Below are 14,657 nucleotides of genomic sequence, written 5' to 3' on the forward strand. Positions count from 1 at the left end.
CAGCATGAGCGGCAAGCGCAGCATCTTCGAAGAGGTCTCGGGCGACCAGAAACAAGAGGCGGTTCAGACCGGAATGATCGACCGTGGCCGAGGCGGCGCGCGCAAGGCGATCCGGGCCTGGCTGATGATCCTCTTTGTGCTGGTCGTTATCATGATCGCCGTGGGCGGGCTGACCCGGCTGACGGATAGCGGCCTCTCGATCACCGAATGGCGTCCGATCACCGGGGCCATCCCGCCGATGTCCGAGGCCGATTGGCAATCCGAATTCGACAAATACAAGGAAATCGACCAGTGGCGCATCCAGAACCAGTGGATGGAGCTGAATGATTTCAAATTCATCTACTGGTGGGAATGGGGCCATCGTCAGTTGGGGCGCGTGATCGGTCTGGTCTGGGCCATCGGGTTCTTTGGCTTTCTGGCCGCGCGGAAAATCCCTACGGGTTGGACCGGCAAGCTGCTGATCCCCGGTGTTCTGGGCGGGGTGCAGGGCGCTGTCGGCTGGTGGATGGTCGCCTCGGGCGTGACACAGGGCGAGGGGATGACCGCCGTTGCCAGCTATCGCCTGGCCACCCATCTTGGGCTGGCCTTTGTAATCCTCGGGTTTTTGGCGTGGTATATCTTTGAACTGGGCCGCGAGGAACGCGACCTGATGCAGGCCCGTCGCGCGAAAGAGGCGAAGCTGTTCTCGCTCTCGACCGGCCTGATGCATTTCGCATTACTGCAAATTCTGATCGGTGCATTGGTCGCCGGGATCGACGCAGGGCGGTCTTACACCGACTGGCCTCTGATTGGCGGGCAGCTTTTGCCGCCCGATGCCACGATGCTGGAGCCGATGTGGCGTAATTTCTTCGAAAGTCCCGGTCTGGTGCAATTCATCCACCGTTGTGCGGGCTATCTGCTGCTGATCTTCGGCGTTATCGTCTGGCGGCGGGGTGGGAGCAGCGCACATCCGCAGACGCGGTTTGCCTTCAACGCGGCTTTTGCGGCTCTGGCATTGCAGGTGGTGATTGGGATTGTGACCGTGGTTTATGCCGCACCATGGCAGATCGCGATTGTCCATCAGTTCATGGCCGTGGTCGTCTGGACCCTGATCCTGCGCGCGCGGTTCCTGACCGCTTACCCAATCGCAACCTCGATCCGCGGAGCGTGATATGACCGCCTTTGACGACCTGATGGCCTTTCAACGCGAAACCTCAGCTTTGGGGCAGATTGCCGGGCGGCTGGGCTGGGATCAGGAAACCGTAATGCCGCGCGGAGCTGCTCCGCAACGGGCCGAAGAAATGGCCGCGATCGAAGCTGTTCTGCACGCGCGCCGATCCGATCCGCGTGTGGCCGAATGGCTGGAGCAGGCCGACCCGCAGGACGAGGTCGGTAAGGCGCAGATCCGAGAAATCCGTCGGTCCTACGAGCGCACGGTCAAAGTGCCCGCCGATCTGGCCAAGGCGATTGCGCGTGTCACATCCGCGGCGCAAGGTACATGGGCGCAGGCCCGCGCGGATGAGGACGTGGCCGCGTTCCTGCCCGTGCTGCAAGAGGTCGTCACCCTGAAACGGGAAGAGGGTGCGGCGCTGGCCCAGGGCGGTGATGTCTATGACGCCATGGTCGAGGATTATGAGCCCTACACAACGGGCAGCCAGATTGCCGAGATATTCGACCGGATGCGCCCGCGTCTGGTGGCTCTGCGCGCCGCTGTTCTGGACCGCCCCGCGCCGCAGGCTCTGACCGGCACATTTGACGAACTGACCCAGATGCGCCTGTCGCAGAAACTGGCGACCACCTTCGGCTATGATCTGAACACGGGCCGCGTGGACAAGGCTGTGCATCCGTTCAGCTCGGGCAGCGGTCTGGACGTGCGCATCACCACCCGCACCAGCGAGACCGATCCGTTCAACTGTTTCTACTCGACCATTCACGAGGTCGGCCACGCCGCCTATGAACAAGGCATCGATCCGTCATATGCGCTGACGCCGCTGGGCAGTGGGGTGTCGATGGGCGTGCATGAAAGCCAAAGCCGGATTTATGAAAACCAGCTGGGCCGCTCGCGCGCGTTCACCGGCTGGCTGTTCGATCAGATGACAGCGGCTTTTGGCGATTTCGGGATCAGTGACGCCGACGCATTCTATGCCACCGTCAACGGCGTCCATAACGGCTATATCCGGACCGAGGCGGATGAGGTGCAATATAACCTTCACATCATGCTGCGCTTTGATCTGGAACGCGCCCTGATGGCCGGAGACCTGCAGGTCAGCGATCTGGAGTCCGCGTGGAATGACCGCTTCAAGGCCGATTTCGGCTATGCGGTCGACACGCCCTCGAACGGATGTTTGCAGGATGTGCACTGGTCTGTGGGGCTGTTTGGCTATTTCCCGACTTATGCACTGGGCAACGTCTATGCCGGGTGCTTGTATCAAGCCCTGCGCGCAGCTCTGCCTGATCTGGACGCGCAATTGGCGCAGGGCGATACGTCCGCCGCGACCGGTTGGCTGCGCGAGAACCTGCAACGCCACGGCGGGCTTTATGCCCCACGCGAAACCATCCAACACGCCAGCGGGATCGAGCCCGAGGCCGGGCCTTTGCTGGACTATCTCGAAGCCAAATTCGGCCAGCTTTACGCGCTGTAACCCTCACGTTCTTGTGTTGAGGCATGGGAATTACCGCCTCAACCGATAAACTATCCCGGATATGTTCTGGGAGGAGCGCATGTCGTTCAGAAATAAGGTCAAATCGCACGCTGCCGTCGTCCTGACAAGCGAGGGATTGCAAAGCGCACGCCGAACGGTGCGGGAAACACGTCGACGGCTAAGCGGCACACCTCATGTCGTTCAATACTTCCACGACGTGAGCGATCCTTATTGTCACCTGAGTGTGCAACTTCTTGGCCAGCTTCGCGACAAATATGGCGTGCGGATCGAACCGCATCTCATGTCGCGCCCGGCATCGGATATCCTGCCTGCGCCAGAACAATATCGGCGAAACGCATTGCTGGATTCTGTGAGATGGGCAAAACGATTGGGTTTGAATGCGCCGGGGAATATTTCGCCTGAAGGTCCGGCATTTGATCTGGCCGAGCGGCGGCTTGCAGCCGAGCTGAACGGGGCAGATTTTGTCAAAGCGGCTTCGCAGATTAGCCAAATGCTATGGTCAGCCAAGGACATACCCGATGGGCCGCAGGCCGATCCGATACAAGCGCGTGCAGATGGCGATCGGGCGTTGCAGGCCGCGGGGCATTATCTTGGTGGTACGGTTTCCTATGGTGGTGAATGCTATTGGGGGCCAGACCGGCTCGCCTATTTGGAAACTCGGCTTGAGGCGCTTGGGCTGGGGCAAGCAAACCCGTTTATCGTGCCCGAGGTCAGCGAACCCACGCTCGATGCTGCGGGACAGGAGCTGGAGTTCTTCTTTTCTTTCCGCAGCCCTTATTCCTACCTCGCATTTGATCGCGTCCGGGATCTGACGGCCCGATCGAATGCGAAACTGATCCTTCGACCCGTGTTGCCGATGCTGATGCGGGGGCTTCCGGTTCCAAGTGCCAAATCCTCATACATTCTCAAGGATTGCGCGCGCGAGGCGCGGCGGCTGGGCATCCCGTTTGGCCGCATCAGCGACCCGTTGGGCGCGGGGGTCGAACGTGGATACGCTTTGTTGGACCATGCCGAGGCCCAAGGGCGGCTGGCCGAATATTGCTCGGCCTTCATGACGGCGGTCTGGTCCAAGGGGATGGATGCCAGCACCGATGCTGGGCTGGCCTATATTGTCACGGCTGCCGGCCTGGATTGGAACGCGGCAAGGGGGCAGATTCAATCCTCACAATGGCGCGACAGGGTTGAAGCCAACCAGACCAGACTGCAGCAAATAGGTCTTTGGGGGGTTCCTAGTTTTCACCTCGCGGGTCAAAGCGTATGGGGCCAGGATCGGCTTTGGGTTCTGGCAGACCTGTTGCGTGGCAAGGCTTAGTTTCACGGTCGAACGGATTAGTTTTGCGCTATAAATTGCCCGGAACATGATCGCGCAGGCCGCCCCAAAGCAGTTCCGGGTTGAGGTAACTCCTCGGTAAGTTCAGCCAAAACACCGAGGTTCTCAGAAAGAAAAAAGCCCCGCAGCGAAAAGATGCGGGGCCGGATTTGTTGTTAGTAGTTTTGCCTATTCCTCGGCTTCTTCATCGCCCTGATCGGCGATCCATGCGACGCTGACGACTTCTTCGCCTTTCCCGGTGTTGAACACCCGCACACCGCCTGCGCTGCGCGACCGGAAGGAAATGCCGTCCACCGGCACCCGGATCGACTGCCCCTTGGAGGTGGCCAGCATGATCTGATCGTCGATCTCAACCGGGAACGAGGCCACAAGATCGCCGCCGCGCATGGCCTTGTCCATCGCCGCAACACCCATGCCGCCACGCCCGCGCACGGGGTAATCGTGGCTGGAGCTCAGCTTGCCTGCACCGCCCTTGGTGATCGTCAGGATCAGGTTTTCGGCGGCTGACATCTCGGCATATCGGTCCTGAGGCAGAACGCTGTCGGCATTGCCTTCCTCGTCATCGCCCTCGGCCTCATCGGTGACACCGGCCATCAGGCGGCGCATCTTGAGGTAAGCCGCCCGCTCGTCTGAGCTGGCGTCGAAATGGCGGATGACCGACATCGACACCACCTCATCCTCGCCGTTCAGGCGCACACCGCGCACACCCACCGACGAGCGGCTGTTGAACACCCGCACATCCGTGGACGGGAAGCGGATCGCGCGGCCGGATTTGGTGACCAGCATCACGTCGTCATCTTCGGAACAGATGCGCGCGTTGATCAGCTTGGTGTCGACGTGCTCGTCCTCGAACTTCATGGCGATCTTGCCATTGCGTTTGACGTTGGTGAAATCCGACAGGCGGTTGCGCCGCACGGTGCCCGCGCTGGTGGCGAACATGATCTGCAGGTTTTCCCATTCCTCATCCGGCACATCCACGGGCATGATCGCCGCGATGGATACCCCGGTCGGGATCGGCAGGATGTTGACGATCGCCTTGCCCTTGCCGGTGCGTCCCGATTGCGGCAGGCGCCAGGTCTTGAGCTTGTAGACCATCCCGTCCGTGGTGAAGAACAGCAGTTGCGTATGGGTGTTGGCCACAAAGAGGGTGGTGACCACGTCCTCTTCCTTGGTCTGCATCCCCGACAGGCCCTTGCCGCCGCGCTTTTGCGCCCGGAAATCGGCCAGCGGCGTGCGCTTGATGTAGCCGCCCGAGGTGACGGTCACGACCATGTCTTCACGCTCGATCAGGTCCTCGTCTTCCATGTCGCCGGACCAGTCGACAATCTCGGTGCGACGGGGGACGGCGAACTGATCGCGCACTTCGCGCAGCTCATCGCCGATTATCGACATGATGCGTTCGCGCGAGGACAGGATCTCAAGGTATTCCTTGATCTTGGCGGCCAGTTGCTCCAGCTCGTCCGTGACCTCTTTGACGCCCAGTTGGGTCAGGCGTTGCAGGCGCAGTTCGAGGATCGCACGGGCCTGAACCTCGGTCAGGTTATAGGTGCCATCGTCGTTCATCTTGGACAGAGGATCGTCGATCAGACGCAGATAGCCCTCGATCTCGGCCGCCGGCCAACGGCGGGTCATCAATTTCTCACGCGCCTCGGCAGCGTCTGCGGACGACCGGATGGTGGCAACCACTTCGTCCACGTTCGACACGGCCACGGCCAGACCACACAGGATGTGGCTGCGCTCACGCGCTTTGCGCAGGTCATAGGCCGTGCGGCGCGCAACAACGTCCTCGCGGAAGTCGATGAAGGACGTTAGGAACCGGCGCAGGGTCAGCTGCTCGGGTCGACCACCGTTCAGGGCCAGCATGTTGCAGCCAAAGGATGTCTGCATTGGTGAGAAGCGATAGAGCTGGTTCAGAACCACTTCGGGCGTCGCATCGCGCTTGAGTTCCACGACAACCCGCACACCGTTGCGGTCGGATTCGTCCTGCACATGCGCCACGCCTTCGATGCGTTTTTCACGGACGGCTTCGGCGATTTTTTCGATCATCGCGGCCTTGTTCACCTGATACGGGATCTCATCCACGACGATGGCGTAGCGATCCTTGCGCAACTCTTCGACGCGGGTCTTGGCGCGGATGATGACGCTGCCGCGCCCCTCAAGATACGCTTTGCGCGCACCGGACCGGCCCAGCATGACGCCGCCGGTGGGGAAATCGGGGCCCGGGACGTATTCGATCAGTTGTTCGGAGGTCAGGTCAGGGTCGTCGATCAGCGCCAGCGTGGCGTCGACCACCTCACCCAGATTGTGCGGAGGGATATTCGTCGCCATACCCACAGCGATACCACCGGCACCATTGACCAGCATGTTCGGAAAACGGGCGGGCAGGACGGTCGGTTCTTTGTCTTTGCCGTCGTAGTTGTCCTGAAAATCAACTGTCTCTTTTTCGATATCGGCCAACAACGCGGCAGCGGGCTTGTCCATCCGCACTTCGGTATATCGCATGGCCGCCGGGTTATCGCCGTCCATCGAGCCAAAGTTGCCCTGACCATCCAGCAGTGGCAGCGACATCGAGAAATCCTGCGCCATCCGCACCAGCGCGTCATAAATCGCGCTGTCACCGTGCGGGTGGTATTTACCCATCACATCGCCGACCGGACGCGCCGATTTGCGATAGGCCTTGTCATGCGTGTTGCCGGTTTCGTGCATGGCGTACAGAATCCGCCGATGCACCGGTTTCAGCCCATCGCGCAGATCGGGGATCGCGCGGCTGACAATGACCGACATCGCATAGTCCAGATAGGACGTGCGCATCTCGGATTCGATTGACACCGTCGGACCGTCATAGACGGGACGCTCGGGCGGGGTTTCATCCATGTTTTCTGGGGTTTCTGGCGTATCGCTCACGTAAACTGCCCGATCTTTGGCTTGGGTCTATATCTTGTGGATGCACTCTATCAGACCCGGCACATAAGGTGCAAGCAAGCTGATCATTTCCGCCGAAAAAGCCAGGGTAACAGTTGGGTAACATATTGTTATCCAAGTATTAGGTGGTTTCCGTGCTACCCTGAAGAGACCTTGCAACAAACTTGGAGGTCTGAATGACGCAAAGCGAAACCGAATTAATGCTGAAAGGGTACGGGCTGACAACGGCGGAATTCTTCTACCACATGCCCGACTATATCCACGTTCTGAACACGTTTATCTGGCAGGATTATGATCTTGCCCCGGACCACCCGAAACTGTTCGATTTCATCGAATTCTGGCAGCGCGAGATCGACGGCCCGCTGCATTCCGTGCGCTACACGCATCGCAAGATGATCGCGCCGGGCGAATGGCGCAACATGGTGGGTGAGTTCAGAGTGAACTAGCCGTTCAGCCGACCCGCCATGCGTAGACCGAGCAGCCGGTTGAACCGCTGCCTGTAAAACTGTTGCCATCTTCGGATAGGCGCCCACGCCATGTCACAGTAATGCCCGGAAAGTAATCTGTCCCGCTGAGTTGCTGATCGTTCAGAAAGACCACAGTGTTGGCGTTCTGTCCCAATGAATCGGTGAGGCTTCCGGTATACTTATTGCCGCCCGCTTTGGCATAATTGATTGATCCCGTAACCTTGATAACCAAGGCGCAGGTCGCTTTGTATTTCCAGCTTCCGGTCAGTGTGACAGAGGGCGCTGTCGGTGTTCGGGCAGAGGCCACGGCTTTGCAAACCGTTCCGCTCTTTGCATCAAGCTCCTCTAGCGCGTGCTTCGTGCCTAGATCATCTGCGCCCAGTTCCGAGCCACTGGCGGACAGATAGTTGGCAAAAGCGCGCCGGGTTCTGGGGCCTGCGATTCCGTCCGCTCCACCGGCGCTACATCCAAGCCTGTTCAATGCCGCTTGTGTTTCGCGCATGACCTTAATTTCATCGGAGACAACTGGCAGATCATTGTCGCCGGGAACAGTGTCATCGGTCTGCGTTAAGGTATCTGAGCTGACCAAAACCTCTCGGAGTTGCAGTGCAACTTGGTAGGAATAGTCATCAGATTGATCCGAGTAGTTTTCCAGAAACGTGTCGAAAGCGGCAATCGTGCCGACTGACCGCGCAATGCTCAGATCGGCGCGAATATCCGTTGCGGGCGCCGCTGCGACTTCCGTGGTTTCCAGAGCGGCGGGTGTGAAATAGAAATCACCCAGCAATTCGTCATAATACGCAGGGACTTGGTTATGCTGAACGGTCCGGGAAAGGTCGCGCACTTCGGTGCGCAGGTCGGCGACCATACTGCGCAATTCCAGCCCGGGTTCTGACAGGCGCGGCAGCAGGGCGCGGGTGAACACCGAGTTTTGCGCCGCGTCGTCGTCGCTCAGCCGGTCCAGGGCCATTTGACCGGCGCCAGCCGAGAAAATCACGAACATCCCTTGCGGTGTGTTGATCCGACCAAGACCACGTGTTCCGCCAATGCTGCGCCCATTCGTCGTTTCAAAAGGGTTGTCGCGGCATGCATCGATGATCGCAATAGAGGTCCGCGCACCAGTGGCACGCACACGATCCAACAGGCTCGACAGGGCTATGGACTCGGCTTTTACAAAGCCGGTCTCGCCGGACGTGGGGGTTACAATGTCGGTCGGCAGCAGATAGTTCTCTCCGTCGATTTCAACGCCATGCCCTGCGAAGAAAACAAACGCGGTATCGCCCGCATCCAGTTGGGATGTGAATTCTGAAATGCGCTGGTTCATACCACGACGATCAAGGTTGAGGCCGGTGATCGTCTGAAAGCCCAAACCTTGCAGTTTTTCCGAAACTGCCTCGGCATCGGCCACGGCCTTTTGCAAATCGATCACTGTATCGTAGCTGTCATTTCCGATGACGAGGGCCAGACGCTCTTGCGCGAACAAGGGCATGCCAATGACCGCAAACCAAACGATCCAAAACCATTTCATCCGGGCTACCTTTCATAAGTCGACCTGCGGAAAACATAGCGGATCACAGTCAAAAGGTCAGTGACTTCGATTACAGTGGCTTGTCGGGCATGGATCGTAGATTTTGAAGCGGGTTTGCTTATGATCTGTTTTCAAGAGTGACCGTTCGAGGAGGAGCAGATGAACAGGTTAAGTTTCTTGATCGCAGTCGCGACCATGTTGGGCAGTCCGGTTTTGGCGGACGGCATAATGGGAAACCTGAAAAAAGGGGCGGAAAAGGTCGGGCAAACTGTCGGCAAAGGTGTCGATGCGGTCGGTGATACCGTAGATTCGACCACTAAACTTTTGTCAAACGAGGCCACACCGGAAGAAACGCGTGCCAAGTTGGACGCTATGGCCAGCCAGATCTTGAACCAGCTCATGGTCGAAAACCCACAGGCTCAGGCGCTATATGACGTAAGCGCAGGGTATGCTGTGTTTGATTCCCGTAAAATCACTGTATTCCCGGTTGCCGCAGGTTACGGGCGTGGGGTGGCCGTTTCGAAAGAAACGGGCGAGCACACCTACATGAACATGGGCACGGGCGGTGTAGGGGCTGCGCTTGGCATTGGCGGATTTGAAACGAAATATGTGATCCTGTTCGAGACTCAGGCGGATTTGGACAAGTTTATCGACCAAGGATACGATGCAACTGCAGAAGCCGAAGCCATGCACGGCTACGAAAAAGAGGGCGAGACTCTGCGTTTTACTGATGGGCGGTCATTCTTTGTGCTCAGTAAAAAAGGCTGGCGCGTGTCCGCAGGGGCTTCGGGAACTAAATACTGGAAGTCTCCCGAACTGAACTAGCCTGAACAGCTCGCACCACCCAACACGCAAAACTTGGCGCAATGAGGATGGTTCAGATGCACGTCCGCTTCGGCTTCGGCCAGAGTGGACCCCATTTCGAACTCGGGCTCATACGCCAATAAGGTGCAGGCCAGAACCGCGGGCTTTTCCGCGCCTTTGCGCTTCACGACCATCCGCGCATTTGAGCACATGACCGCTTCGGGGGATTTGTCCAGAATGCCCCAACAGGCCGTCGTGATCTCGGGTACTTCGATGGTTTCATCCATTTCGGGGAACAGAACGGTTTGAGCCGGGTTCTGCGCGTCAATATCAAACCCGTGTTGCTGGAAGAATGAGGCATATCCGGCCCGGCTGTCAGCATCACTGTCGCCCCACACGGTACGACCGGCAACTGCCATCTGAAACCCGTTGTCGCGCAACCACTCCATGCCGGTTACCGTCTTTGCAAAGCTGCCTTTGCCGCGCTCTTCATCATGCAGGGCAGGGTTGTAGTGGTCGACGGAAATCCGAAGGGTCAGCTTTTCCCCATAATCCTGCTGCAACGCCAGCAGTCCGTCGCGCATCTTCCGGCGCATCATTGGCACCATCGCGTTGGTCAGAATCAAAACCTCATAACCGCGTTCAAGAGCGGCGCGGGTCATGTCGATCATCTCGGGGTTCATGAACGGCTCGCCGCCGGTAAAGCCGATCTCGCGTATGGGCCAGTTTCGCTGTTCGATCTGGTCCAGATAGTCGCGCACTTCGTCAGCAGTGATATAGACCAGTGCGTCATTGGTCGGGCTGCTGAGGATATAGCAGTTCTGGCATTCGATGTTGCACAAGGTACCAGTGTTGAACCACAACGTTTCGGGGTTCTTAAACGCCACCGTCGCACGGGTTTGCCCGTCCGCTGTTACCAACTTGTCCTGAAATTTGCCGATATTGGCGCTGCTTGGGGCGTTGTCTTTCATTCCGGTATCCGGTTCTTTGAAGTCATGTCACTGACTTAGCTGTTTGATATGGGTTCGTTAAGTGCGACATCAACGACCTGACATAGTTTTGAAGATGAGGGTAACGGCCCTGATGATTGCGCTAACATTGGACATCACCCAGAGGGCAAGGTAAGGAAAACACATGGTTTCTCGTGTTATCCCTGTTGATCCGTTCGACCTGGTCATATTTGGCGGAACCGGTGATCTTGCGCAGCGCAAGATCCTGCCGGCACTGTTTCGCCGGTTTTGCGCCGGGCAATGGGCCGAGGGCGCGCAACTCATCGGGGCTGCGCGGACCAATTATGACAGCGTTTCGTTTCGTAGTGTCGTCCGCGAATCGCTTTTGAAATTCGCTTCAAGGCAGTGCAAAAACGGCCCTGCGCTAGAGGCATTTCTGCAGCGTATCGATTATGTCGCGCTTGACGGTTCGTCAAAGAATGGGTGGGCGCAATTGGCGGACAAGCTCAAACCCGAGCGGGTCCGGGCGTTCTACTTTTCAGTAGGGCCAAACCTGTTCGGACCCTTGGCCGAAAGGATCGAGGCGCATGACCTGATTTCGCCATTGACGCGGATCGTGGTTGAAAAGCCTTTTGGCCATGATCTGGCCAGTGCTCAGGCGCTGAACGCGACTTTGGCCGCTTATTTTTCGGAAAAACAGATTTACCGGATCGATCACTACCTTGGAAAAGAGACGGTCCAGAACCTGATGGCCGTGCGCTTTGGAAACATGCTGTTCGAACCGCTCTGGAACAGTCAATATGTCGATCACATCCAGATAACGGTGGCCGAGTCCGTCGGGATTGATGGGCGCGAAGAGTATTACGAGCGCGCGGGTGCGATGCGTGACATGATGCAGAACCACCTGATGCAGCTGTTGTGCCTGATCGCGATGGAGCCTCCGGCGAAGTTTGACCCCGATGCCGTGCGGGACGAAAAGCTCAAGGTGATCCGCGCTCTGGACCCGGTCGAGCCGCACCATATCGTTCGCGGCCAGTTCGAGGATGATGGTACCGGGTATCGCCAAATCGTGGGCAATCCACGCTCGACCACGGAAAGCTATGTGGCGCTGAAGGCGCATGTCAGCAATTGGCGATGGGCGGGCACGCCGTTCTATCTGCGTACCGGCAAGCGGTTGGTCGCACGGTCTTCGGTGATCAACGTAATGTTCAAGGACGCGCCGCACTCGATCTTTGGCGCTGACGCCGGCCGGCACGCGAATGTCTTGTCAATCCGGTTGCAACCAAACGAAGGCATCACCTTGAAGGTGACGATCAAAGAGCCGGGGCCGGGCGGTATGCGTTTGGTCGACGTGCCGCTGGACATGAGTTTTGCCGAGGCATTGGGGCCGGAAAATCAGGACCCACCCGATGCGTATGAGCGGTTGGTGATGGACGTCATACGCGGCAACCAGACCCTGTTCATGCGCGGCGATGAGGTCGAGGCCGCATGGGCCTGGACCGATCCGGTTATTGCGGGTTGGCAGGCGCGCGGCGATGTGCCGAAACCATATGATAGTGGCAGCACAGGTCCGGGCGACGCCGAGCTGCTGATGAAACGAGACGGTCGCCGCTGGCAAGGAATAAACCCATGAATATTCAGGAATACCCCGACCGGGACATGCTGGCTATCGACGTTGCCAACGCGTTGGCCGGAGAGCTTGAGGCCGCCTTGCTGCACCATGACATGGTCTCGTTCGCGGTGCCCGGTGGCACTACGCCGGGGCCGATCTTTGACGGATTGTGCGCCGCTGATCTGGAGTGGGACCGCGTTCGCATCCTGCCCACCGATGAACGCTGCGTCCCCGGTGACAGCGAGCGTTCGAATGAACGACTGATCCGTCAACGCTTGCTGACAAATCGCGCTTCGGTCGCGCAATATGTTCCCCTGTATGTCGACGGTAAAGACCCGGACGCGGTTCTGCCCGAGATCGAAAGCCTTATTTCCCCGGTTCTGCCCTTGTCTGTCCTGGTTCTGGGCATGGGCGAGGACATGCACACTGCCTCGCTGTTTCCGGGGATGGAGGGGCTTGCCGCTGCCTTGGATAGTCACGCACCGCCGCTGGCCGTTGCGCGTACACAGACCCAGCCCGAGGCACGCATTTCGCTGACGGCACCCGTACTGGACGGAGCGCTGTCCAAGCATCTGGTTATTTTCGGCGCGGCCAAGCGCGACGCTTTGAACAAGGCGATGGCCTTGCCACCGGAAGAGGCACCGATTGGTGCTGTTCTCAGCGGTATGACAGTTCATTGGGCGGAGTGAGACGATGAAACTGGATGATCTCAAGAGCCTGTCGGGCGACACAAAGACCATTCTGCAGCTGTTCGATCAGGACCCCGACCGGGCGCAGGCGTTTTCAGCCGCGACCGGTGATTTGTTGTTCGACTATTCCAAGACCCAGATTGACGCCGACATTCGCACAGCTCTGATCGGTCTTTGCGACCAATCGAATCTGGCTGATCAACGTGATGCCATGTTCTCGGGCGCTAAGATCAACGAAACGGAAGGCCGCGCGGTTTTGCATACAGCGTTGCGTAACCTCGACGGTGGCCCGGTCGAGGTCGACGGGCTGGATGTCATGCCCGACGTTCTGGACACTCTGCAACGGATGCGGGTCTTTGCGGAAGAAGTGCGTGGGGGAACCTGTGCTGGGGCAGGGGGCAGTTTTACCGATGTGGTGAATATCGGCATTGGCGGGTCCGATTTGGGGCCGGTGATGGCGACGCATGCGCTGTCGCCGTATCACGACGGCCCTCGGCTACACTATGTATCTAACGTGGATGGGGCGCATATCGCGGATATTCTGCGCCAGCTGGACCCGACGCGTACTCTGGTGATTGTGGCCTCGAAAACCTTCACAACGATCGAAACCATGACCAATGCCCGTACGGCACGGGCTTGGATGTCCGAGGGGGGCGGTGATCCGGCACGCCAATTCGCTGCCGTCTCAAGCGCCCTGGACAAAACCAAAGCCTTTGGCATCCCCGAAGAGCGCGTGTTTGGGTTTGCCGATTGGGTCGGCGGGCGGTACTCGGTTTGGGGACCGGTGGGCTTGCCGGTGATGATCGCCGTGGGATCGAACGCGTTTGATGCATTCTTGCGCGGCGCTCAGTCGATGGACGTTCATTTCCGGGCCGCCGATTGGATCGAGAATATGCCGGTGATGCTGGCCCTTGTGGGTATATGGCATCGGCAAGTGCTGGGGCACACCAGCCGAGCGGTTTTGCCCTATGATCAACGTCTTCTGCGTCTGCCCGCCTATTTCCAACAGCTTGAGATGGAGTCTAACGGCAAATCCGTCGCGATGGATGGTTCAACCTTGGATGTACCCTCTGGGCCTGTGGTCTGGGGGGAACCCGGAACCAACGGTCAGCATGCCTTTTACCAACTGATCCACCAAGGCACCGACGTGATCCCGTGCGAGTTCATGGTCGCAGCCCAAGGACACGAGCCTGAATTGGCCCATCATCATCGCTTGTTGCTGTCCAACTGTCTGGCGCAATCCGAGGCGTTAATGCGGGGTCGATCCTTGGAGGAGGCGCGAAGCCGGATGGCCGCCAAGGGGCTGGACGGGGCCGAGCTAGAACGTCAGGCGCGCCACCGTGTCTTTCCCGGTAATCGTCCGTCGACCACGTTGATCTATCCGCAGCTTACACCCTTTGTGCTGGGTCAGATCATTGCGCTTTATGAACACCGCGTCTTTGTCGAAGGTGTTCTGCTGGGTATCAACTCGTTCGATCAATGGGGTGTCGAACTGGGCAAAGAGCTTGCGACTTCGCTGGGTCCGATCGTGGACGGAGAGGAAGACACCGCTGGAAAAGACGGCTCGACTGCCGCTTTGGTCGAATACGCGTTGCGACACCGGGCTGAGTGACCCTCAGCTTGCCGCCGTACGGGCGCACAAACTTGTTGTAAGGCAATGGATTGCTTGGCAGGGTTTTCCCAATCACTTGGTCTTTCAACTGGCCAAGCTAA

General features: G+C 58.6%; 11 protein-coding genes. 8 read left to right on the plus strand and 3 right to left on the minus strand.

All coding sequences use genetic code 11. From position 1 onward, the window contains the following. Nucleotides 1-4: 4 nt before the first annotated feature. The 3 genes from ctaA to J7380_RS03570 all read left to right on the plus strand — a co-directional run bounded on the left by ctaA (nt 5) and on the right by J7380_RS03570 (nt 3,954). On the plus strand, nt 5-1,150 hold the full coding sequence (gene ctaA / locus J7380_RS03560; protein ID WP_209194511.1) for a heme A synthase: 1,146 nt from the start codon (nt 5-7) through the stop codon (nt 1,148-1,150). Nucleotide 1,151: 1 nt separating this feature from the next. Beyond that, entirely contained in the window at nt 1,152-2,621 is a 1,470-nt protein-coding gene (locus J7380_RS03565; RefSeq protein ID WP_209194512.1) for a carboxypeptidase M32, read from the plus strand. 79 nt (nt 2,622-2,700) lie between these two features. Continuing rightward, nucleotides 2,701-3,954 carry a DsbA family protein gene (locus tag J7380_RS03570; RefSeq protein WP_209194513.1) on the plus strand — a complete coding sequence of 418 codons (1,254 nt, stop codon included), beginning with the start codon at nt 2,701-2,703 and terminating at the stop codon, nt 3,952-3,954. 186 nt (nt 3,955-4,140) lie between these two features. Here the strand turns inward: J7380_RS03570 and gyrA are convergent, their stop codons facing one another. Then, on the minus strand, nt 4,141-6,876 hold the full coding sequence (gene gyrA / locus J7380_RS03575; protein WP_209194514.1) for a DNA gyrase subunit A: 2,736 nt from the start codon (nt 6,874-6,876) through the stop codon (nt 4,141-4,143). A gap of 194 nt (nt 6,877-7,070) precedes the next feature. On the opposite strand from gyrA, the gene J7380_RS03580 reads away from it, so the two are divergent. Continuing rightward, nucleotides 7,071-7,340 carry an usg protein gene (locus tag J7380_RS03580; RefSeq protein WP_170752888.1) on the plus strand — a complete coding sequence of 90 codons (270 nt, stop codon included), beginning with the start codon at nt 7,071-7,073 and terminating at the stop codon, nt 7,338-7,340. 4 nt (nt 7,341-7,344) lie between these two features. Here the strand turns inward: J7380_RS03580 and J7380_RS03585 are convergent, their stop codons facing one another. Further along, nucleotides 7,345-8,889: a caspase family protein gene (locus J7380_RS03585; RefSeq protein WP_209194515.1), complete on the minus strand. Its 1,545-nt coding sequence runs from the start codon at nt 8,887-8,889 to the stop codon at nt 7,345-7,347. A gap of 159 nt (nt 8,890-9,048) precedes the next feature. Between J7380_RS03585 and J7380_RS03590 the strand changes: the two genes are divergently transcribed. Next, complete coding sequence (locus J7380_RS03590) at nt 9,049-9,714, plus strand: hypothetical protein (RefSeq protein ID WP_209194516.1); 666 nt, start codon at nt 9,049-9,051, stop codon at nt 9,712-9,714. Here the strand turns inward: J7380_RS03590 and J7380_RS03595 are convergent. After that, nucleotides 9,711-10,664, minus strand: a complete 954-nt coding sequence (locus tag J7380_RS03595; RefSeq protein ID WP_209194517.1) for a radical SAM protein — start codon at nt 10,662-10,664, stop codon at nt 9,711-9,713. The genes J7380_RS03590 and J7380_RS03595 overlap by 4 nt on opposite strands. A gap of 163 nt (nt 10,665-10,827) precedes the next feature. Here J7380_RS03595 and zwf point away from each other — a divergent pair, with 163 nt between their 5' ends. Genes zwf through pgi form a run of 3 tightly spaced genes read left to right on the plus strand, consistent with a single transcriptional unit; the run spans nt 10,828 to nt 14,556 of the window. Continuing rightward, nucleotides 10,828-12,276: a glucose-6-phosphate dehydrogenase gene (gene zwf / locus J7380_RS03600; protein ID WP_209194518.1), complete on the plus strand. Its 1,449-nt coding sequence runs from the start codon at nt 10,828-10,830 to the stop codon at nt 12,274-12,276. Then, nucleotides 12,273-12,944, plus strand: a complete 672-nt coding sequence (gene pgl, locus J7380_RS03605) for a 6-phosphogluconolactonase (protein WP_209194519.1) — start codon at nt 12,273-12,275, stop codon at nt 12,942-12,944. The genes zwf and pgl overlap by 4 nt, the downstream gene beginning before the upstream one ends. A 4-nt stretch (nt 12,945-12,948) precedes the next feature. Continuing rightward, complete coding sequence (pgi, locus tag J7380_RS03610; RefSeq protein WP_209194520.1) at nt 12,949-14,556, plus strand: glucose-6-phosphate isomerase; 1,608 nt, start codon at nt 12,949-12,951, stop codon at nt 14,554-14,556. Nucleotides 14,557-14,657 lie beyond the last annotated feature (101 nt).

Source organism: Ruegeria sp. R8_1 (genome assembly GCF_017743815.1).
GTDB lineage: Bacteria > Pseudomonadota > Alphaproteobacteria > Rhodobacterales > Rhodobacteraceae > Ruegeria > Ruegeria lacuscaerulensis_A.